This is a genomic window from Candidatus Terasakiella magnetica, from assembly GCF_900093605.1.
Taxonomy (GTDB): domain Bacteria; phylum Pseudomonadota; class Alphaproteobacteria; order Rhodospirillales; family Terasakiellaceae; genus Terasakiella; species Terasakiella magnetica.
The window spans coordinates 603,334-622,533 of record NZ_FLYE01000001.1 but is presented as its reverse complement, the minus strand read 5'-3'; the positions used below and the strand labels follow the sequence as shown (position 1 = coordinate 622,533).

Here is a 19,200-nt window from a genome sequence, read left to right as displayed (position 1 = left end):
AGTTATGGCTAAAGCAAGTGCTGTCGAAAAGAATAAAAGTCGCGAACGCAAAGTGGCCAAGTACGCTAAAAAACGCGCAGAACTAAAAGCGACCATCATGAACCGTGATCTGTCAGGCGAAGAACGCATGGCTGCTCAGTTCAAGTTGAACGCTATGCCGCGCGATGCGTCTAAAAGCCGTGTTCGTCTACGTTGTGAAGTCACTGGTCGCCCACGTGGTAACTACCGTAAGTTCAAGATGTGTCGTATTAAGTTCCGCGATCTTGCTTCAATTGGTAGCCTGCCTGGCGTTGTTAAGTCCAGCTGGTAAGGAGATACGATAATGTCTATGTCAGATCCCCTAGGGGATATGCTGACCCGTATCCGTAACGGTCAACAAGCTAGCAAAAGCGCTGTAAATGCGCCTGCGTCTAAGCTTCGTGCGAACGTTTTGGATGTTTTAAAACGGGAAGGTTACATTCGTGGTTTCGAAAAAGTTACTGGCGCTGCCGGTTTTGACGAACTACGTATTGAGCTGAAATACTATGATGGCAAACCTGTCATCTCTCAAATCAAACGTGTGTCTACACCGGGTCGCCGTGTGTATTCTGGCGTAAGCGATTTGCCAAAAGTCTTCAACGGCTTGGGTATTTCTATTTTGACTACACCTCGTGGTGTTATGTCTGATGCAGAAGCGCGCGAAGCCAATGTTGGCGGCGAAGTTCTCTGCACAGTATTCTAAGGGAGCATACTATGTCACGTATTGGTAAGCACCCTGTAGAAGTGCCATCTGGTGTTACAGTTACTGTAAACGGTCAAGATGTTGCCGCTAAAGGTAAACTCGGTGAGTTGACGTTCTCTGTAATGGAAGAAATTGTTGTGTCTATGGATGACAACAAAGTAACCGTTGCGCCGAAGAATGACACTCGTCGCGCTCGTCAAATGTGGGCAACAGCCCGCACACGTATTAACAATCTGGTCATTGGTGTGAACGAAGGTTTCTCCAAGGAACTTGAAATCCAAGGCGTTGGTTATCGTGCCGCCGTTAAGGGTTCAAACCTTGAGCTTCAACTTGGTTTCTCCCATGACGTAATCGTGCCGATTCCGTCTGACCTGAAGATTGCTTGCCCATCTCAAACAGAGATCACGATCTCTGGCGCGGATAAACAGAAGGTCGGTCAGATCGCTGCAGAAATCCGTGGCTACCGTCCACCAGAGCCTTACAAAGGCAAAGGTGTACGTTACAAGGGTGAGTACATCCTTCGTAAGGAAGGGAAGAAGAAGTAATGTTAAATTCAAAACAACTTCAGGAACGTCGCAAGTCACGCGTACGTTTCCAAATCCGCAAACGTGCTACTGGTCGTCCACGTTTGTCGGTTTTCCGTTCCAGCAAGCACATTTATGCACAAGTCATTGATGACGCTAATGGCGTTACTCTGGTTGCTGCATCTTCCATTGAGAAAGATCTCAAAGGTAGCTTGAAAACTGGTGCTGACACTGATGCTGCTACCAAAGTTGGTGCTTTGGTTGCTGAGCGTGCAGTTAAAGCCGGTATCAAGGATGTTGTCTTCGATCGTGGTGGCTACCGCTATCATGGGCGTGTGAAAGCTTTGGCTGACGCTGCTCGTGAAGCTGGTCTGTCGTTCTAAAGGAAGAATGAGATATGGCACGTAATCCTAAAGAAAACTCTCGCGGTAAAGGCCGAGGCAAAGATAAGGCTCAGGAAGCAGATTCTGACCTAATCGATAAGCTCGTCGGTATTAACCGTGTCGCTAAGGTGGTCAAAGGTGGCCGTCGTTTCTCATTTGCTGCTATGGTCGTCGTTGGTGACGGTCGTGGTCGTGTCGGTTTCGGCACGGGTAAAGCACGTGAGGTTCCGGAAGCTATCCGTAAGGCAACTGATCAAGCAAAACGTAACATGATCCGCGTTCCGCTTCGCGAAGGTCGTACACTTCACCATGATGTGAAGGGTCACTTCGGCGCAGGTAAAGTTATCCTGCGTGCTGCACCATCTGGTACTGGTATTATCGCCGGTGGCCCAATGCGTGCAGTTTTCGAAACAATGGGCGTACAAGACGTTGTTGCGAAGTCTATGGGTACTCAGAACCCGAACAACATGATTAAAGCTACTTTTGATGCGCTGCAGAATTCATTCTCTCCGCGTTCCATCGCTTCCAAGCGTGGTAAGAAAGTCGGTGAGATCGTGGCGCGTCGGGACTCAGGTGCGGCTGCACAAGCTGCTGCAAAGGAGTAATGAGACATGGCTAAGAAAACCGTTAAAGTGCAACAGGTCGGTAGCCCGATCGGTCGCAAAAAAGATCAACGTGCAACGTTGGTTGGCCTTGGTTTGAACAAAATTAATCGTGTTTCTGAGCTTGAAGATACTCCTTCAGTTCGCGGCATGATTGCTAAAGTTCAGCATCTCGTGGAAATCGTTGAGTAAGGTGTCTTGCACACCTTCCTCTTTTGATAACTTACGAGAAACTTTAAAGGATTTGAAACATGAAACTCAATGAGCTTCGTGACAATGATGGCGCTAGAAAGATTCGCATGCGTGTGGGCCGTGGTCTCGGTTCAGGCAAAGGCAAGACTTCTGGTCGTGGTCAAAAAGGTCAAAAAGCCCGCAACACAGTTGCTGTAGGCTTTGAAGGCGGCCAAATGCCGCTGTATCGTCGCTTGCCGAAGCGTGGCTTTACCAACATGTTCCGCAAGGAATTCGCTGTTGTTAACGTCGGTCGCATTCAAAAAGCGGTTGATGCTGGTAAAATCAAAGCAGGTGATACTGTAAATCTTGAGGTTCTTAAGGCTGCTGGTCTTGTGAACCGTGTTAAGGACGGCGTTCGTCTTCTTAACAAAGGTGAAATCACTGCTAAAGTTACGGTTGAAGTCAATAGTGCTTCTGCTTCTGCAATCGCTGCTGTTGAAAAAGCAGGCGGTTCAGTAACAGTTGACGCTGCTGAGTAAACCTACTTCGATTTTCGGACCAAGTATCTAAGTCCAGGGGACCGTTATGGCATCTGCCGCAGAACAATTAGCTTCTAATATGAACTTCGGTTCTATTGCGAAAGCAGAAGAACTTAAAAAACGTATATGGTTTACGTTAGGGGCTTTGATCGTTTATCGCATTGGCGCTTATATTCCAATTCCGGGGATCGACCCTGTCATTCTGCGTGATATTTTCACGCAGAATGCAGGCGGCATTCTGGGAATGTTTGATATGTTTGCCGGTGGTGCGTTGGGTCGTATGACCATTTTCGCACTAAACATCATGCCGTACATTTCGGCTTCGATCATCATGCAACTGGGGACGGCGGTTTCGCCTAGCCTTGAAGCGATGAAGAAAGAAGGTGAAAGTGGACGCAAGAAAATCACGCAATATACCCGTTATCTAACGGTGGTTATTGCTTCACTTCAAGCTTACGGTATTGCCGTTGGTCTTGAGGGGATGACCTCTAGCGGGGGCACAGCTGTTATTGATCCGGGGTATTTCTTCCGGGCTGCGACTGTTATCACGCTTGTGGGTGGTACCATTTTCTTGATGTGGCTTGGCGAGCAAATCACAGCGCGTGGTATCGGTAACGGTATTTCACTCATTATCTTTGCAGGGATCGTGGCAAACTTGCCAAGTGCACTTGCAGGGACACTGGAACTCGGTCGTACAGGCGCATTGTCTGTTCTCTTGATCGTCTTCCTGTTGGCAATGAGTGTTGGTGTTATCATGTTCATCGTTTACGTTGAACGTGCACAACGCCGCGTCGTTATCCAATATCCAAAACGTCAACGTGGCAATAAAGTATATGGGGGCGAATCTTCCCATATGCCTTTGAAAATCAACACCGCTGGTGTGATCCCGCCAATTTTTGCAAGCTCACTGCTTCTTTTGCCGACAACTGTCATCTCTATGACGGCTGGGCAGGGGCCAGAGTGGTTGCAAAGCGTCGCTGCATGGTTGGGTCGCGGACAGCCTCTGTACATTGGTTTGTACCTTGGTTTGATCGTATTCTTCGCATTCTTCTATACGTCGGTTGTTTTCAACCCGACAGAGACTGCAGAGAACTTACGTAAAAACGGTGGTTATGTACCGGGCATCCGTCCGGGTAAGAATACGGCTCAATATCTTGATAAGATTACAAGTCGTCTGACAGTCATCGGTGCAGCTTATCTGTCTGCTGTCTGTCTATTGCCTGAAATTCTGATTGCGAAATGGCAAGTGCCTTTCTACTTCGGTGGAACCAGCTTGTTGATCGTAGTTACGGTAACATTGGATACGGTGGGTCAAGTGCATTCGCATCTTCTGGCACACCAGTATGAAGGTCTGATTAAGAAGTCTAAACTTAGGGGAAAACGAGGATGAAACTGATTCTGTTAGGTGCTCCGGGTGCTGGTAAAGGTACTCAAGCAAAACGTCTCGAAGAAGCTTATGGTGTTGTACAATTGTCTACAGGTGACATGCTGCGTGCAGAAGTTGCCAGTGGTAGTGAAATTGGTAAAGAACTGAAAGCTGTTATGGAAGCGGGTAACCTCGTGACCGATGAGCTGATCATTTCTATGATTTCAAGCCGTGTAGAACAAGACGACTGTGCCAAGGGCTATATCCTTGACGGTTTCCCACGCACAACAGCGCAGGCTGAAGCTTTGGATGCCATGTTGGCTGATAAAGGTCAGAAGCTGGATAGCGTCATCGAAATGAAAGTTGACGAAGAAGCGCTTGTTGGTCGTATCACTGGTCGTTATACCTGTGCTAAATGTGGCCAAGGGTATCACGACGAGTTCCAAAAGCCTGTTAAAGAAGGCGTTTGTGACAAGTGTGGCGCAACTGAATTTTCGCGTCGTGCCGATGATAATGAAGAAACCGTACGTTCCCGTTTGGAATCTTATCGCGAACAAACAGCTCCAATCGCATCTCATTATGATGCGAAGGGAATGTTAAAAACTGTCGATGGCATGGCTGACATCGATGAAGTTACTGCTCAGCTCAAGGCAATCTTGGGTTAAGTATCGTTTTGAAATTAAGGGGTTGACAGGAAGTTATTTCTTTCTATAGTCACGCCCCTCGGTTTCCGGTAAGTAATTTACTTACCTTTTTTATATTTGGTGTGAGGAGAACCGCTTTGGCGCGTATTGCAGGTGTAAACATCCCAACTCAGAAACGAGTTGTGATTGCACTTACATATATTCACGGAATCGGCCCAACGAAATCACAAGAAATTTGTGAGAAAGTAGGCATTCCGTCTGAGAAGCGTGTAAACGAATTATCTGACGACGACGTCGTTAAAATTCGTGAAACGATTGATGCAGACTACACGGTAGAAGGTGACCTTCGTCGTGAAGTAGCAATGAACATTAAACGTCTGTTAGACTTGAAGTCTTACCGTGGCTTACGTCACCGTAAAGGGCTTCCAGTACGTGGTCAACGTACGAAGTGTAACGCGCGTACTCGCAAAGGGCCTGCGCGTCCTATTGCGGGTAAGAAAAAATAATTCAAGTAGGATAATTGAATTATGGCAAAAGCTAGCAGACAATCTACACGTCGTCGTGAACGCAAGAATATCGTTTCCGGTATTGCACACGTTAACGCAACGTTTAACAACACAATCATCACCATTGCCGATGCTCAAGGTAATGCAATTTCTTGGTCTTCAGCAGGTGCACAAGGATTTAAAGGCTCTCGTAAGTCTACTCCTTATGCGGCTCAGATGGCTGCAGAAGATGCAGGCAAAAAGGCGATGGAACACGGCATGAAGACTCTTGAAGTTCTGGTCAAAGGCCCGGGCTCAGGTCGTGAATCCGCACTGCGCGCATTGAACGCAGTCGGTTTTACAATTACGTCCATTAAAGACGTAACGCCTATTCCGCACAACGGTTGCCGTCCGCGCAAACGTCGTCGCGTTTAAGTCGCCTGTTCAATCAGGTTATTCTTACGCCAGCAACCGGTACCGCTTCAGGTATCGGTTTTCTGGCTTGAATAGCCCCATGATTGGATTCGCAATATTTTTTATACTTGTGTGAGGTCAGGGTTGTGATTCAAAAGAATTGGCAAGAACTCATTAAACCATCCAAGCTTGAAGTGAAATCCGGTGAAGATGATGGCCGTACGGCTGTAATCGTTGCTGAACCACTTGAGCGTGGATTCGGTCTGACTCTTGGTAACGCCATTCGTCGTGTGTTGCTGTCGTCGCTGCAGGGTGCAGCTGTTACTGCAATTCAAATTGATGGTGTTTTGCACGAGTTTTCGTCTGTCGCGGGTGTTCGTGAAGACGTAACTGATATCGTTCTTAACGTTAAAAACATCGCACTTCGTTGCGAGAGTGAAGGCGTTAAGAAAATGCATCTTGAAGCAACTGGTCCTGGTCCTGTGACCGCCGGTATGATCGAGTGCCCTGGTGACATGGAAGTCATGGACCCGGATCTCGTAATCTGCCACTTGGATTCAGATGCGAAAGTAAGCATTGAATTTACTGTTGATACAGGTAAAGGCTACGTGCCTGCTGTTCAAAACCGTCCGGAAGATTCTCCGATCGGTTTGATCCCTGTAGATGCGATCTTCTCACCTGTGAAGAAAGTATCTTACAAGGTGGACAACACACGTGTTGGCCGTGTAACCGATTATGACAAACTGTCTTTGACAGTGACGACTGACGGTTCGGTAACACCTGAAGATGCGGTTGCGCTTGCGGGTCGTATCCTGCAAGACCAGCTGCAGCTCTTCATCAACTTTGACGAGCCAGAAGTGGCTCTGCCAGAGAAGAAAGAAGACGATCTTCCATTCAACAAAAATCTTCTGCGCAAAGTGGACGAACTGGAACTTTCTGTTCGTTCTGCAAACTGCCTGAAAAACGACAACATCATCTACATCGGCGATCTGGTACAGAAAACCGAAGCAGAGATGCTGCGTACGCCTAACTTCGGTCGTAAGTCCCTCAACGAGATCAAAGAAGTTCTCGGTGGTATGGAACTTTCACTGGGTATGGACGTTGATGGCTGGCCGCCGGAGAATATCGAAGATTTGGCAAAACGTCTCGAAGATCCATTTTGATCTGAAAGACAGTTTGTCTAACGGCTACTTTGGATCGCGTTGATCCATCCTTTTCGATCTCGCCCTTATCTTTTTAAAGTTAAGGGCGTGGCGAAAAGTTTTACTTATCGTTCTTGCCTTGCAAGACGAGCTCTATAGGAGATACCGCTATGCGTCACCGTATGTCTGGTCGCAAATTAAACCGTACTAAATCACACCGCCGCGCTTTGTTTGCGAACTTGGCGGTTGCTCTGCTGACACACGAGCAAATCAAAACGACTTTGCCAAAAGCGAAAGATCTACGTTCTGTTGCAGACAAAATGATCACTTTGGGCAAACGTGGCGATCTGCACGCACGTCGTCAGGCTCTTGCTACACTTCGTGATGAAGCTGCAGTACAGAAACTGTTTGACGTACTTGGCCCACGTTACAAAGAACGTAACGGTGGTTATACACGTGTTCTTAAAGCTGGTTTCCGTTTCGGCGATGCTGCTCCGATGGCTTTCATCGAGCTGGTTGATCGTGATGCTGATGCTAAAGGTGCTGCTGATAAAGCGCGCGTAGAAGCAGAACAGGAAGCTGAAGAAGCTGAAGGCGTCGCTGTATAAGCGAGTGTCACACCACATTAAAAGGCGGCTGCCCTATGGTAGCCGCCTTTTTTGTGTGTTAGGGCTTGCGTGGAGGCTTAAATCCGCGCAAATATACCCCACTGACTGCGTCCTTCTGGCGTAGGCTAGATGCCAGACTGAAGTAAGTCTATGGATACTGGATCAAGTCCAGCATGACGGGATTGGAATATGTTTTTTAGAGCTTTCATTATATGTTTGTTTCTCAGCTCATTTGCCCAAGCTGAGATAAAAAAGGTTCCAAGCTCGCGCTATGAGGCGCAGCTTTCTTATGCGCCGCTTGTTAAGTCAGCAGCGCCTGCTGTGGTGAACATCTATACCTCAAAAACGGTGCGCACGCGTTCAACCTCACCTTTGTTTAATGATCCGTTCTTTCGTCGTTTCTTTGGCGATGCTTTTCGCGGTGTCCCCCAAGGCGGTGGGCGCAAGAAAAAGGTGCAAAACTCCCTTGGCTCGGGTGTAATCGTTGAAGCCAATGGCGTGGTGATTACTAATCATCATGTGATTGAAGGTGCAGACGATATCAAAGTCGTGCTTAATGACCGTCGTGAATTTGAAGCCAAGCTTGTTGGCTCAGACAAACGCACTGACCTTGCCATCCTTCAGGTCAATACCGAAGGGGCTCTCTTGCCAACATTGCCACTTGGCAACTCCGATGGGCTTGAGGTCGGTGATCTGGTCCTTGCGATTGGCAACCCCTTTGGGGTGGGTCAAACTGTGACCAGTGGAATTGTCTCAGCCCTTGCGCGCACACAAGTGGGCATTACGGATTATAGCTTTTTCATCCAGACCGATGCGGCTATTAACCCGGGCAACTCCGGTGGGGCGCTTGTGGATATGAATGGGCGACTTATTGGCGTGAACTCTGCAATTTATTCTAAAGGTGGGGGCTCAAACGGGATTGGTTTTGCCATTCCGGTCAACATGGTGCGCTCGGTCCTATCAGGGGTTAGTGAAACAGGTAAAGTCGTGCGCCCCTGGCTTGGCGCAACGGGCCAGCCTATGACGCAAGATTTGGCTTCGTCTTTTAATCTTGCGCGCCCAACAGGGGTGTTGATTGATGAGGTTTATCCGCGTGGTCCTGCTGATGAAGCTGGTCTAAAGCGCGGTGATATCATTTTAAAAATTGATGACCATGTGGTTGATGAGCCCCAAGCTTTACGCTTTAGGCTGGCAACATTGTCCCTTGGTGAGACGGCGAAATTTGAAATTCTGCGCCGTGGGGAGCGCAAAACTTTAACGTTTGAAGCCCTTCCCGCACCAGAAACACCCAAGCGTGATAAATCACGTCTTAAAGGTCATCATCCTTTTGACGGGGCGGTCGTGGTCAATATGTCACCGGCCCTTAATGACGAGATCGGTTGGGATACTATGCAAAGTGGCGTGGCGATTTTAAAGATGGTGCGCGGGAGTACGGTTAATCGTCTTGGCTTTAAACTAGGCGATCGCATTACCGGGATTAATGGGATTGAGGTCAAAACCGTAAAAGACCTGAAATGGGTTTTAAAACGTTTTGATGGTCGCAAAGGGGATTGGCTCATCGGCATTATCCGCAAAGGCAAACGCAGAGAGTTGAAGTTTCGCGGATGAGTTCCTTATTCGAAGATCAGGCCCCAAGGCCGCTCGCTGATAGTTTGCGCCCGACCTGCCTTGAAGAGGTGATCGGGCAGGATCATCTTTTAGCAGAAGAGGGCCCCATTGGGCGTATGGTCTATAACGGGGGGCGTTTGACTTCTATGGTCTTATGGGGGCCGCCGGGCTGTGGTAAGACGACTGTCGCGCGTTTATTAGCTGATAAGACCGATCTCTATTTCGAGCCGCTTTCAGCGATCTTTTCCGGTGTGGCTGATTTAAAAAAAGTTTTTAAAGAAGCCAAGGCCAGACGCGAAGGCGGGCAGGGCACGCTTTTATTTATTGATGAGATTCACCGTTTTAACCGTGCCCAACAAGATGGCTTTTTACCCTATGTGGAAGATGGCACGGTTATTTTAGTTGGAGCAACAACGGAAAATCCCTCTTTTGAACTTAATGCCGCCTTGATGTCGCGCTGTCGAGTGATGGTGCTGAACCGTTTATCTGATGAGGCTTTAGAAGGGCTTTTGCAGCGTGCAGAGGCGGAAAAGAAACGCAGCCTTTCCATGGATATTGAGGCGCGCAGCAGCCTGCGTGCCATGGCAGATGGAGATGGGCGATATCTGCTTAATATGGTTGAAGCAGTTTATGAGCTCCCGGCTGAGACCATGCTAGATATGGCTGGTCTTTCCCAAGTCGTGCAAAAACGCATGCCGATTTATGATAAATCCCAAGAAGGTCATTACAACCTGATCTCGGCTTTGCATAAATCCTTGCGCGGCTCCGATACGGATGCGGCACTATATTGGTTTTCGCGCATGTTAGATGGCGGGGAAGACCCGAAATATATCGCCCGTCGCATGTTGCGCTTTGCCGTGGAAGATATTGGTCTGGCAGACCCCAATGCCATGACACAAGCCTTACAGGCATGGGAAACCTACGAGCGTTTGGGCAGCCCTGAAGGGGAACTTGCCTTGGCACAAGCGCTGATCTATTTGGGTACGGCCCCTAAATCCAATGCGGCCTATACGGCCTATAAACAGGCACGGGCTGCGGCTAAAAAGACTGGCTCACTCATGCCGCCCAAACATATCCTGAACGCGCCAACCAAGATGATGAAAGAGATCGGATACGGCAAAGGCTATCAATATGACCATGATGCAGAGGGTGGTTTTTCCGGTCAGGATTATTTCCCCGATGGGCTTTCGCGCATGGAGTTTTATCAGCCCAAAGATAAAGGGTTTGAGCGCGAACTTTCCAAGCGTCAAGCCTATTGGAATAAGATGAGAAAAGAAAAGAGCTAAGCGTAACTTATTTGTTTTTCAGCAACTCTTTTAGCTCCCCAATCTCACCGCGTAAACCTGCAATTTCCTCTCTGAGGCTTTGAGTGTCTTCATGCACGGTTTCTTCAATTTCTTTGGCTTCAGCCTGATGTTGGCCTTGCATGGCATCCACGATCACACCAATGAACAGGTTGATGACGGCAAAGCTGGTCACCAGAATAAAGGGTACAAAGAACATCCAGGCTTCAGGGTGTACATCCATGATGGGGCGCACAATGCCCATGGACCAGCTTTCAAGCGTCATCACCTGAAATAGGGTATACATGGAAGCGCCAATATCACCAAACCACTCATTAAAGGTCGCAGCATAGAAATTAGTGCTCAGGACAGCTGAGACATAAAAGATCAGGGTGATGAGACCAATGATGGAAAACATCCCCGGAATGGCGGTGATGAGCGCCTGAATAACCGAGCGCATTTGCGGCACCATGGACATAAGGCGCAAGACACGCAAAATACGAAATGAGCGCAAGACAGCCAGCGGGCCGGAAGCCGGAATAATGGCAATGGCAACAACGATGAAATCAAACAGGTTCCAGCCATCTTTAAAAAAGCCAAAGCCACGGCCATAGAGTTTAAGCAGGATTTCAATAACGAAAATGCTCAAGGCCACTTTATCAAGCAGATGGAGGAAACCACCCATTTGCTCCATGACAGCAGGTGATGTTTCCATACCCAAGGTGATGGCATTTATGATAATCACGCCAGTAATGAAGAATTGAATGTTGCGGCTTTCAATCCAGTTTGCGATACGCGTGCGGTTATCCATTTTCAAATCCTGTAAAAAGGTTGTTCTTGCGATGCACAAAATAATCTGCATTGGGCTTTCAATCAAGGTGTTGATTGGGGTACACTCAGGCAAATTGAAGTTAAGGGTCAAAGGGCGTTTCGAAAAATGTCGGTTACAACAGTTCTTTATGTTGCTTTAGGTGGCGCAATTGGCGCTGTTGGGCGTTTTGCTGTTGTTTCCATGGTGGGCCATTGGGCGCATGGGGCGGGCTCGAACTTTCCTTATGGGACCATGGTGGTTAATATCCTTGGCTCCTTTATCCTTGGCGCGTTAATTGAGCTTTCAGCCCTTGCCTGGTCGCCTAGTCCTGAAATTCGCGCCATGCTGGTGGTTGGGATGCTGGGGGCCTTTACCACATTTTCTACATTCTCCTTAGATGTTGTTACCATGGCAACGCGCGGGGCATGGGGCCATGTGGCGCTTTATATGGGGTTATCTGTTGCATTGTCGGTTCTAGCACTCTATATGGGCATGCAAACGCTCAAAGCTCTTCTGCATTAAGATTGGATCAAGCCTATGTCAGGTGTTAAGCAAGTCACCGTTTCTGCCGATGATGACGATATTCGTCTGGACCGTTGGTTTAAGCGCCATTATCCCGAACTGTCTTATGGACGTTTGGAAAAACTGTTGCGCAAAGGCCAGATCCGTCTTGATGGTAAACGGGCAAAATCCAAGCAACGCATTACCAAAGGCCAAGTCGTGCGCGTCCCGCCATTTGGGGATGAGGGGGGCTTGCGCCCGATTGAGAAAAAGGAAGATGTGCATTTAAGTGAGCAGGAAATTGATGAAATTCGCTCATGGGTGCTTTATCGCGATGACGATGTGATTGTCATTAACAAACCAGCAGGCTTGCCGACCCAAGGCGGCACGGGCATTAAGCGCCATCTTGATGGGCTTCTCCACGCCCTTAAATATGAGCGTGCGGATAAGCCGCGCCTGTGCCACCGTCTTGATAAAGATACATCCGGTGTGTTGGTGCTCGCGCGTTCTGCCAATGTGGCGGCTCAATTAACCAAATCCTTTAAGACCAAAGATGCGCGCAAACTTTATTGGGCGCTTACGGTTAAGGTGCCTAATCCGCGTGATGGTAAAGTCTTTCAACCTATTGCGAAATATCACAGCCACCATGGTGAGCGTATGGTGATTGATGCCGATGAGGGTAAAGATGCCCGCACCATGTATCGCACCATTGAAAGTACCGGTAATGTGGCGGCATGGGTGGCGCTTGAGCCTTTAACCGGACGCACACATCAGCTGCGTGTGCATTGTGCTTATTTGAAAACACCTATTCAAGGTGATGGTAAATATGGTGGGCAGGATGCGTATCTGACTGGCGACGGTGTGAGTAAGAAAATGCACTTACATGCACGTCGCATTCAAATCCCGTCCCCTGATGGTGTTGGGGTGATTGATGTGACAGCACCACTGCCTGAACATATGATCCGCTCGTGGGATTTCTTTGATTTTGATACGGGTATGGAAGAAGCAGACGAGCTGTTTGATCTATCCAAAAAAGTGACCGCGACTTACAAGAACCACGATTAAGCAAAGACGTTTAAACGCCCCTTGCTCATCAGATCAGTGACATAATTAAGGGTGGCGTCTGTTGCATCATTTTCTTTGAGCAGGCTTTGGATTGCACCAAGTGAGCTTGTCTCGCTTGGCTCTGTCTTGGTTTTATCCTTGGAGGCATCATAGGTGACTGTTGTGGTCTCTGTATCATCGCTGTAAGTGGTTGTTTTGGTCGTCCAGCCGCTCTCTGTTGTAGATGTTTCCACATCGACGACTTCTGTGCTGGAGCTTGAGCTTTCGCCACCGCCTGCGCCGCCACCGCTACTGCCTTTGCTCGCACCGCCTGAGGGTGGAGGAGGGGGAGGAGCTGATTGAGCTTGCTCTTCCAGCTCATCTAATGAGGCTGTAATAATATCTGCTTCTTCTTGAGTAAGCTCACCACTTGCCACATCAGAAGCAATTTCTGCATTGATAGACTCGCGCACAGCAATAGGTGATTGGCCTTGAGAACTTTCGACAATTGAGCCGATTTCAGAAGCCGTGTTTTTAGCCTGCTCACTTGAAAGGCCATTGTCTTGAAGCTCGCTAATGAGATAGCTTTGCGGCGAGGGTGGGGCAATGGATGAAATAGACATCATAGGCTCCTTTAAGGAGAGGAAAAATGACTGCGAAAAAGGCGGCTCATTAATTACACGTATGAAGTCCTGAAAACCTTACGAAAAAAATCAATTTTTTTACAGAGTGGGTTCTTGCCTAAAGCCAGCAGGGGCCTCTTCATCTGTATCTGTGATGATTATATTGTCAACGCGCGCCGCTTTTGGGCCGGACCAGCATTTTTCAATCAGTTGGGCAACCAAGTCTTGTTCTCCACTCACAAGGGCTTCAACAGACCTATCAGAGCGGTTTCTTACCCAGCCATTCAGGTTGAGTTCCAAGGCGGTTTCGCGGGTCCATGCGCGATACCACACGCCTTGGACTTTGCCTTTAATGGAAAGGTGAACGGTTTTAATCGCCATATCAGTTTGATCCTGCATTTTGGTATTTTTCTTCAAGAGCTGCATAAGCAGGGGAGAGTTTAAAGCGGGCAATTTCATCCCAGAAACTTTCTGCAAAGTCAGGGTATTGGCGATAGAACTCTTGACTGAAAATCAGGTAATAGGGTTTGGTTTTAATAGGGGGCTCAATCTTTTCAACCTGTTGGCGGTGATGTGGGGTTTGGGCCAGATATTGATCAACCATGCCTTCTAAGTCCGCATAGGATGTAAGGCGCTCGACAATAAGCTTGGTGATGTTTTTTTCTGAATTGCTGGCCTCTTCAACCAAAGCCCCTAATTTTTTAAGATCGCTGCCAATAGAATAGCCTGTTTTAATGCCGATTGTTTTAAGCGAAGATTTAAAGCGCAAGCTTTTACCATCCCAATCAAAGAGCTGCTGGCCTTTTTTGATATAGAGCATATAGCGCTGCACCATGAGGGCGCGAGTTGGGTCAGGTAGGCCTTTTATGCTCAGCGGGTAATGGGAAAAGGCGGCGCGTTCTTTTTTATAGCTTGCATCAAACAGGCCGTTAAGACGGTTGTTTTGCAAATTGAGCAAGCCCCGTTTCCAAGGCATACGTTTAAAATGAACGGGAGTGTTCAGGCGTTTGGCTGTTTGTTGCAGCAACTCAATGGTTAAGCCGGGGTTATCTTGGGGGATCGTTTGCCCCGTTCCCAGATAATAAGGAGGGTTTTCAATATCTTCATAACCGAAAAACAGTACATCAGGCTTTTCATTGGCAGCAATAGCACTGGTGGTTTGCCAGATGCAACACATGATAAAGATAATAAACGCACTGAGGTAGGGCATGTTGTCTTTCTCTCCTTGGAGCGCAACCTTATCACGAAGTATGATGAATGCACAAAAAAAGAGCGGGCAAAATACCCGCTCTTCTTTAATCGGCCCTGTTAAAGCTTGCCTTAATCGTCGCTTTCAAATTCGATGATTTTCTCATCAACAGAAAGAGACCCGCCAGCAGAAGCGTGAATTTTCTTAATGATCACGTCTTTCTCGGCGCGCATGATGTTTTCCATTTTCATGGCTTCAATCACACAAAGTTCTTCACCGGCTTTCACTTCCTGACCTTCTTCAACTGCAACAGAAAGCAGTAGACCCGGCATTGGTGAGAGCAAGAATGCAGACATGTCTGGCGGTGCTTTATACGGCATCAAGTCGTTGAGCTCAGCCTGACGTTTTGTCAGTACCTTAACAGTTGCTTGTGCACCTGCATGGAACAGGCTGTAACCCACAGGCAATGCATCAATCTGAACACAGATTTCTGTGCCATTGATATCTGCAAAGAACAGAGGCTCACCAAATGTCCATTCAGAACGGATGTGAAGCATTGTACCAGAGATATCAACGTCATAGCCATCTGTTGGGTTTGGTGTGACTGTTGCTTCGAACTTCTCGTCATTATATTGAACAACCCATTCGTCGTTCAATTGACGGCCGTAGCCACCTTCCATTTGACCGGAAATCATGACTTCGCGTTCTGCTTCCATACGCTTCATGAAGCAGGCAACAGCCACGAGGTTTTTCGGGTCTTTTTGCGGTACCATGGAGGCATCAAAGCCATCAGGATATTCTTCCGCAATGAAGTTGGTTGTCATTGTACCGTCGATGAAACGTTGTTTAGACATAACAGCGTTTAGGAAGCTGATGTTATGACCAACGCCACGGATGTAATATTCATCCAAGGCGCGTTTCATATTTTCAGTACATTCTGCACGGTCTTTACCCCATGTGATCAATTTAGCGATCATCGGGTCATAGAACATGGAGATTTCGCCACCTTCATACACACCAGTGTCAACGCGAACAGTATCGCTTTCAACAGGTGGGCGGTATTTGATCAGACGACCAGTTGATGGCAAGAAGCCACGGAAGGGGTCTTCTGCATATACACGCGATTCCATAGACCAACCGTTGATACCGATGTCATCTTGCTTGATGGATAGTTCTTGACCATCAGCAACCTTGATCATTTCTTCAACAAGGTCAATACCAGTGATAAGTTCAGTTACCGGGTGTTCTACTTGCAGACGAGTGTTCATCTCAAGGAAATAGAAGTTTTGGTCTTTATCAACGATAAATTCCACAGTACCAGCAGAACGATAGTTAACCGCTTTTGCCAAAGCAACGGCTTCTTCACCCATATTCTTACGTGTTTCAGGCGTAAGGAATGGAGATGGCGCTTCCTCAATTACCTTTTGGTGACGACGCTGAATTGAACATTCACGCTCGTTCAGGTAAAGGGTGTTGCCATGTGTATCGGCCAAAATCTGGATTTCAATGTGACGTGGTTCTTCAATGAATTTCTCAATGAAAACACGGTCATCACCAAATGAAGATACAGCTTCAGAAGTTGCACGTTCAAAGCCATCACGACATTCTGCTTCGTCATAGGCAACGCGCATCCCTTTACCACCACCACCGGCAGAGGCTTTAAGCATGACGGGGTAGCCAATCTTACCAGCGATTTCAACCGCATGGTCCGTATCTTTGATGACTTCAGTGTAACCTGGAACCGTACTTACACCAGCTTTTTGAGCAAGCAGTTTAGACTCGATCTTGTCACCCATTGCTTTAATCGCAAGAGTTTCAGGACCGATGAATTCCACACCGATTTCAGCGAGCGCATCAAAGAAGGCAGGGTTTTCTGAAAGGAAACCATAACCCGGGTGAACCGCTTGGGCGCCCGTGTCTTTGATGGCCTTGATGATGTTTTCCATAACCAGATAAGACTGGTTAGAAGCAGCTGGGCCAATGCAAACAGCTTCGTCAGCCATTTCCACGTGCAGTGCTTCTTTATCCGCTTCGGAATAAACCGCAACGGTCTTGATACCCATTTTACGGGCTGATTTGATTACGCGACATGCAATCTCGCCGCGGTTTGCAATCAGGATTTTATCGAACATGTGTCCGTTTCCTTATACTACTATCTGTTAAAACAAAAAATCGAAGCGAGAGCTTAAAGCGGGATGTTACCGTGCTTACGCTCTGGGTTCTTCAGGTCTTTGTTTTTCAGCATTGCGAGAGATTGACAGATACGACGACGTGTACCGTGAGGCATGATCACATCATCGATAAAGCCACGACCACCAGCCTTGAACGGGTTGGCGAAGTTACGTGCATATTCGTCAGTACGTTCTTGGATCTTATCAGCGTCGCCAATATCTTGACGGAAGATAATTTCCACAGCACCTTTGGCACCCATCACGGCGATTTCCGCAGAAGGCCATGCAAGGTTAACGTCACCGCGCAAGTGCTTGGAGCTCATTACGTCATAAGCGCCACCATAGGCCTTACGTGTAATAATCGTCACTTTTGGTACTGTTGCTTCAGCAAAAGCGTACAGCAGTTTCGCACCATGGGTGATGATACCGTTATATTCTTGGTCTGTACCCGGCATAAAGCCTGGTACGTCAACAAATGTAACCAGTGGAATGTTGAACGCATCACAGAAACGAACAAAACGTGCTGCTTTGATGGAGCTGTCGATGTCGAGACAACCGGCAAGAACCATAGGCTGGTTGGCAACAAAACCAACAGTCTGGCCATTCATGCGACCAAAGCCGATGAGGATGTTCTTGGCATACTCTGGCATGATTTCAAAGAAGTCACCTTCGTCGGTTACTTTCTTGATGAGCTCAAGCATGTCGTATGGCTTGTTGGCATTATCCGGGATCAATGTATCCAAGGATGAATCGTCGCGGTCAGCCGGGTCCGTTGTTGGGCGAACAGGAGGCTGTTCTTTGTTGTTGCTTGGCAAGAAGTCAACGAAGTCGCGCAGCTGCAAGAGCGCATCAACATCATTTTCAAAGGCCAAGTGAGCCACACCGGATTTTGTTGTATGCGTGATCGCACCACCAAGTTCTTCCTGTGTTACTTCTTCGTGCGTAACGGTCTTAACAACGTCAGGACCAGTTACAAACATGAAGGAGCTGTCTTTTACCATAAAGATAAAGTCAGTCATGGCAGGGGAGTAAACCGCACCACCCGCACATGGGCCCATGATCATAGAAATCTGCGGGATCACACCAGAAGCTTCAACATTGCGTTGGAAAACGTCTGCATAACCACCCAAGGAAGCGATACCTTCCTGAATACGTGCGCCACCTGAATCGTTCAAGCCGATACATGGTGCGCCAACTTTCATGGCTTGATCCATGATTTTACAGATTTTCTCAGCGTGTGTTTCAGAAAGTGAACCACCGTAAACTGTGAAATCCTGTGAGAATACGAAAATAAGACGACCGTTTACAGTACCGTAACCAGTTACAACACCGTCACCCGGTGTGTGGTCTTGTTCCATACCGAAGTCTGTGCAACGGTGTTCAACGAACATGTCCCACTCTTCGAAGCTGCCTTCGTCCAAGAAAAGGTCGATTCTTTCACGGGCAGTCAGTTTGCCCTTCTTATGCTGTGAGTCGATACGCTTTTGACCGCCACCAAGACGGGCTTTTGCGCGTTTCTCGTCAAGCATCTGGATAATATCGTGCATCTAAATATGTCCCCTCAGCCCTATTTGGGCATAGATATATTTGGAAGAATGATGACTTCCTGACATATTGAATACCATAATCGAAAAGCCCATGCCAGAAAAAATACGCACTCTAATACCGAATTACCGATTTATTTTAGAGGGTGTATGAAAAGGTATTATTTTTCAACGTGTTGTGTTTTGATTTGTTGGTGAACCATCACGTTTAAGAAGATAATCATTCCTATTGTAAGGATCACATATTCATAAAATGTCACTTGAGAGACGAATGTGCGTGAGAACAGGCCCACACGGTCATGGTCGACAAGGTTGAGAATGCCCTTGCAAAAAGAAAATGCAGCATGGAATCCATATAAATACATAAAGCCTGTCTCAGCAAAATTTCTGTTTTTTGAAAAATTGCGAAAGAAAAGCGTAATGCCAAGGCTGAAGGTACCTGCCACAAACGCAACAACCGCCAAGCGGGCGTTGAGGAAATTATCTTCTACACTCAACAGGGTCATTAAGCCTAAATGCAGTACAAGGAAAATAACCATGACCCAATGGTCTTTAAAGTCATGCCCAAGATAGCGCAAAGCCCCTAGACCAAGCAGGTAATAGCCGACGAACTGGAAGAAATGACCAAATAAGACAGAGGCTAAATAGGCATCATTAAGACGCAGGTAAAGCGAAGAAAGGCTTAGTGAAAAGGAGATAAAACACAGAATCCATTCACGTTGACCCAAAGCCTTGTTAAAGCCTCGCCCTGTAACTACAAGAGATAGGGCACCCAAAAGGCACAATCCCAAGCATATATTTATCAGCAGCAGCATTTTAGCCCG

24 protein-coding genes are annotated in these 19,200 nt (G+C 47.5%); 17 read left to right on the top strand and 7 right to left on the bottom strand.

The features are described 5' to 3' along the window. Positions 1 to 4 precede the first annotated feature (4 nt). The 15 genes from rpsN to MTBPR1_RS02580 all read left to right on the top strand — a co-directional run bounded on the left by rpsN (position 5) and on the right by MTBPR1_RS02580 (position 10,496). Positions 5 to 310 carry a 30S ribosomal protein S14 gene (rpsN, locus tag MTBPR1_RS02650; RefSeq protein WP_069185973.1) on the top strand — a complete coding sequence of 102 codons (306 nt, stop codon included), beginning with the start codon at positions 5 to 7 and terminating at the stop codon, positions 308 to 310. Positions 311 to 322: 12 nt separating this feature from the next. Continuing rightward, entirely contained in the window at positions 323 to 721 is a 399-nt protein-coding gene (rpsH, locus tag MTBPR1_RS02645) for a 30S ribosomal protein S8 (protein ID WP_069185972.1), read from the top strand. 11 nt (positions 722 to 732) lie between these two features. After that, positions 733 to 1,266, top strand: coding sequence for a 50S ribosomal protein L6 (rplF, locus tag MTBPR1_RS02640; protein WP_069185971.1), 534 nt, complete (start codon positions 733 to 735; stop codon positions 1,264 to 1,266). Continuing rightward, the gene (rplR, locus tag MTBPR1_RS02635; protein ID WP_069185970.1) at positions 1,266 to 1,628 is read left to right on the top strand and encodes a 50S ribosomal protein L18; all 363 of its coding nucleotides are present in this window, start codon (positions 1,266 to 1,268) and stop codon (positions 1,626 to 1,628) included. The genes rplF and rplR overlap by 1 nt, the downstream gene beginning before the upstream one ends. Before the next feature lie 14 nt (positions 1,629 to 1,642). Next, positions 1,643 to 2,233 (top strand): 30S ribosomal protein S5, encoded by a 591-nt coding sequence (gene rpsE, locus MTBPR1_RS02630; RefSeq protein ID WP_069185969.1) that lies wholly within the window; start codon positions 1,643 to 1,645, stop codon positions 2,231 to 2,233. A 6-nt stretch (positions 2,234 to 2,239) separates the two neighbouring features. Beyond that, positions 2,240 to 2,422, top strand: coding sequence for a 50S ribosomal protein L30 (gene rpmD, locus MTBPR1_RS02625; RefSeq protein WP_069185968.1), 183 nt, complete (start codon positions 2,240 to 2,242; stop codon positions 2,420 to 2,422). 59 nt (positions 2,423 to 2,481) lie between these two features. Then, the gene (gene rplO, locus MTBPR1_RS02620; RefSeq protein ID WP_069185967.1) at positions 2,482 to 2,943 is read left to right on the top strand and encodes a 50S ribosomal protein L15; all 462 of its coding nucleotides are present in this window, start codon (positions 2,482 to 2,484) and stop codon (positions 2,941 to 2,943) included. Positions 2,944 to 2,989: 46 nt separating this feature from the next. Next, a complete protein-coding gene (gene secY / locus MTBPR1_RS02615; protein ID WP_069185966.1) occupies positions 2,990 to 4,333 on the top strand; it encodes a preprotein translocase subunit SecY in 1,344 nt (447 codons plus the stop codon). Beyond that, on the top strand, positions 4,330 to 4,974 hold the full coding sequence (locus MTBPR1_RS02610) for an adenylate kinase (protein WP_069185965.1): 645 nt from the start codon (positions 4,330 to 4,332) through the stop codon (positions 4,972 to 4,974). The genes secY and MTBPR1_RS02610 overlap by 4 nt, the downstream gene beginning before the upstream one ends. 116 nt (positions 4,975 to 5,090) lie before the next feature. Continuing rightward, the gene (rpsM, locus tag MTBPR1_RS02605) at positions 5,091 to 5,459 is read left to right on the top strand and encodes a 30S ribosomal protein S13 (RefSeq protein WP_069185964.1); all 369 of its coding nucleotides are present in this window, start codon (positions 5,091 to 5,093) and stop codon (positions 5,457 to 5,459) included. A 21-nt stretch (positions 5,460 to 5,480) separates the two neighbouring features. After that, positions 5,481 to 5,873: a 30S ribosomal protein S11 gene (rpsK, locus tag MTBPR1_RS02600; RefSeq protein ID WP_069185963.1), complete on the top strand. Its 393-nt coding sequence runs from the start codon at positions 5,481 to 5,483 to the stop codon at positions 5,871 to 5,873. Between the two features lie 125 nt (positions 5,874 to 5,998). Further along, complete coding sequence (locus MTBPR1_RS02595) at positions 5,999 to 7,015, top strand: DNA-directed RNA polymerase subunit alpha (protein WP_069185962.1); 1,017 nt, start codon at positions 5,999 to 6,001, stop codon at positions 7,013 to 7,015. 149 nt (positions 7,016 to 7,164) lie between these two features. Next, positions 7,165 to 7,602 carry a 50S ribosomal protein L17 gene (gene rplQ, locus MTBPR1_RS02590; protein WP_069185961.1) on the top strand — a complete coding sequence of 146 codons (438 nt, stop codon included), beginning with the start codon at positions 7,165 to 7,167 and terminating at the stop codon, positions 7,600 to 7,602. A 189-nt stretch (positions 7,603 to 7,791) separates the two neighbouring features. Then, complete coding sequence (locus tag MTBPR1_RS02585; RefSeq protein WP_069185960.1) at positions 7,792 to 9,210, top strand: DegQ family serine endoprotease; 1,419 nt, start codon at positions 7,792 to 7,794, stop codon at positions 9,208 to 9,210. Continuing rightward, positions 9,207 to 10,496: a replication-associated recombination protein A gene (locus MTBPR1_RS02580; RefSeq protein ID WP_069185959.1), complete on the top strand. Its 1,290-nt coding sequence runs from the start codon at positions 9,207 to 9,209 to the stop codon at positions 10,494 to 10,496. The genes MTBPR1_RS02585 and MTBPR1_RS02580 overlap by 4 nt, the downstream gene beginning before the upstream one ends. A gap of 7 nt (positions 10,497 to 10,503) precedes the next feature. Here the strand turns inward: MTBPR1_RS02580 and MTBPR1_RS02575 are convergent, their stop codons facing one another. Then, entirely contained in the window at positions 10,504 to 11,304 is an 801-nt protein-coding gene (locus tag MTBPR1_RS02575) for an ion transporter (protein WP_069185958.1), read from the bottom strand. A 126-nt stretch (positions 11,305 to 11,430) separates the two neighbouring features. Between MTBPR1_RS02575 and crcB the strand changes: the two genes are divergently transcribed. Together crcB and MTBPR1_RS02565 are read left to right on the top strand one after the other, a co-directional pair. Next, on the top strand, positions 11,431 to 11,826 hold the full coding sequence (gene crcB / locus MTBPR1_RS02570; protein WP_069185957.1) for a fluoride efflux transporter CrcB: 396 nt from the start codon (positions 11,431 to 11,433) through the stop codon (positions 11,824 to 11,826). A gap of 15 nt (positions 11,827 to 11,841) precedes the next feature. After that, entirely contained in the window at positions 11,842 to 12,870 is a 1,029-nt protein-coding gene (locus MTBPR1_RS02565; protein ID WP_069185956.1) for an RluA family pseudouridine synthase, read from the top strand. Here MTBPR1_RS02565 and MTBPR1_RS02560 read toward each other — a convergent pair. From MTBPR1_RS02560 to MTBPR1_RS02535, 6 genes are all read right to left on the bottom strand, one after another. Then, entirely contained in the window at positions 12,867 to 13,475 is a 609-nt protein-coding gene (locus tag MTBPR1_RS02560) for a hypothetical protein (RefSeq protein ID WP_165602598.1), read from the bottom strand. The two genes, MTBPR1_RS02565 and MTBPR1_RS02560, sit on opposite strands and share 4 nt — an antisense overlap. 96 nt (positions 13,476 to 13,571) lie before the next feature. Beyond that, a complete protein-coding gene (locus tag MTBPR1_RS02555) occupies positions 13,572 to 13,847 on the bottom strand; it encodes an acylphosphatase (protein ID WP_069186086.1) in 276 nt (91 codons plus the stop codon). Between the two features lie 7 nt (positions 13,848 to 13,854). Continuing rightward, positions 13,855 to 14,682 carry a type 2 periplasmic-binding domain-containing protein gene (locus MTBPR1_RS02550; RefSeq protein ID WP_069185954.1) on the bottom strand — a complete coding sequence of 276 codons (828 nt, stop codon included), beginning with the start codon at positions 14,680 to 14,682 and terminating at the stop codon, positions 13,855 to 13,857. Between the two features lie 110 nt (positions 14,683 to 14,792). Next, positions 14,793 to 16,793, bottom strand: a complete 2,001-nt coding sequence (locus tag MTBPR1_RS02545) for an acetyl-CoA carboxylase biotin carboxylase subunit (RefSeq protein WP_069185953.1) — start codon at positions 16,791 to 16,793, stop codon at positions 14,793 to 14,795. Between the two features lie 53 nt (positions 16,794 to 16,846). Further along, positions 16,847 to 18,379, bottom strand: a complete 1,533-nt coding sequence (locus tag MTBPR1_RS02540) for an acyl-CoA carboxylase subunit beta (protein ID WP_069185952.1) — start codon at positions 18,377 to 18,379, stop codon at positions 16,847 to 16,849. A 158-nt stretch (positions 18,380 to 18,537) separates the two neighbouring features. Further along, complete coding sequence (locus MTBPR1_RS02535; RefSeq protein ID WP_126464959.1) at positions 18,538 to 19,152, bottom strand: hypothetical protein; 615 nt, start codon at positions 19,150 to 19,152, stop codon at positions 18,538 to 18,540. Between the last annotated feature and the right edge of the window lie 48 nt (positions 19,153 to 19,200).

Excerpts from the sequence above, each read along its gene's own strand:
- rplO (WP_069185967.1), top strand. The coding sequence starts at position 2,482 with ATGAAACTCAATGAGCTTCGTGACAATGATGGCGCTAGAAAGATTCGC.
- rplR (WP_069185970.1), top strand. The coding sequence starts at position 1,266 with ATGTTAAATTCAAAACAACTTCAGGAACGTCGCAAGTCACGCGTACGT.
- MTBPR1_RS02585 (WP_069185960.1), top strand. The coding sequence starts at position 7,792 with ATGTTTTTTAGAGCTTTCATTATATGTTTGTTTCTCAGCTCATTTGCC.
- rplQ (WP_069185961.1), top strand. The coding sequence starts at position 7,165 with ATGCGTCACCGTATGTCTGGTCGCAAATTAAACCGTACTAAATCACAC.
- MTBPR1_RS02610 (WP_069185965.1), top strand. The coding sequence starts at position 4,330 with ATGAAACTGATTCTGTTAGGTGCTCCGGGTGCTGGTAAAGGTACTCAA.
- MTBPR1_RS02560 (WP_165602598.1), bottom strand. The coding sequence starts at position 13,475 with ATGATGTCTATTTCATCCATTGCCCCACCCTCGCCGCAAAGCTATCTC.
- crcB (WP_069185957.1), top strand. The coding sequence starts at position 11,431 with ATGTCGGTTACAACAGTTCTTTATGTTGCTTTAGGTGGCGCAATTGGC.
- MTBPR1_RS02580 (WP_069185959.1), top strand. The coding sequence starts at position 9,207 with ATGAGTTCCTTATTCGAAGATCAGGCCCCAAGGCCGCTCGCTGATAGT.
- rpsE (WP_069185969.1), top strand. The coding sequence starts at position 1,643 with ATGGCACGTAATCCTAAAGAAAACTCTCGCGGTAAAGGCCGAGGCAAA.
- MTBPR1_RS02545 (WP_069185953.1), bottom strand. The coding sequence starts at position 16,793 with ATGTTCGATAAAATCCTGATTGCAAACCGCGGCGAGATTGCATGTCGC.
- MTBPR1_RS02575 (WP_069185958.1), bottom strand. The coding sequence starts at position 11,304 with ATGGATAACCGCACGCGTATCGCAAACTGGATTGAAAGCCGCAACATT.
- rpsN (WP_069185973.1), top strand. The coding sequence starts at position 5 with ATGGCTAAAGCAAGTGCTGTCGAAAAGAATAAAAGTCGCGAACGCAAA.
- MTBPR1_RS02565 (WP_069185956.1), top strand. The coding sequence starts at position 11,842 with ATGTCAGGTGTTAAGCAAGTCACCGTTTCTGCCGATGATGACGATATT.
- MTBPR1_RS02550 (WP_069185954.1), bottom strand. The coding sequence starts at position 14,682 with ATGCCCTACCTCAGTGCGTTTATTATCTTTATCATGTGTTGCATCTGG.
- rpsK (WP_069185963.1), top strand. The coding sequence starts at position 5,481 with ATGGCAAAAGCTAGCAGACAATCTACACGTCGTCGTGAACGCAAGAAT.
- rpsH (WP_069185972.1), top strand. The coding sequence starts at position 323 with ATGTCTATGTCAGATCCCCTAGGGGATATGCTGACCCGTATCCGTAAC.
- MTBPR1_RS02540 (WP_069185952.1), bottom strand. The coding sequence starts at position 18,379 with ATGCACGATATTATCCAGATGCTTGACGAGAAACGCGCAAAAGCCCGT.
- secY (WP_069185966.1), top strand. The coding sequence starts at position 2,990 with ATGGCATCTGCCGCAGAACAATTAGCTTCTAATATGAACTTCGGTTCT.
- rplF (WP_069185971.1), top strand. The coding sequence starts at position 733 with ATGTCACGTATTGGTAAGCACCCTGTAGAAGTGCCATCTGGTGTTACA.
- rpmD (WP_069185968.1), top strand. The coding sequence starts at position 2,240 with ATGGCTAAGAAAACCGTTAAAGTGCAACAGGTCGGTAGCCCGATCGGT.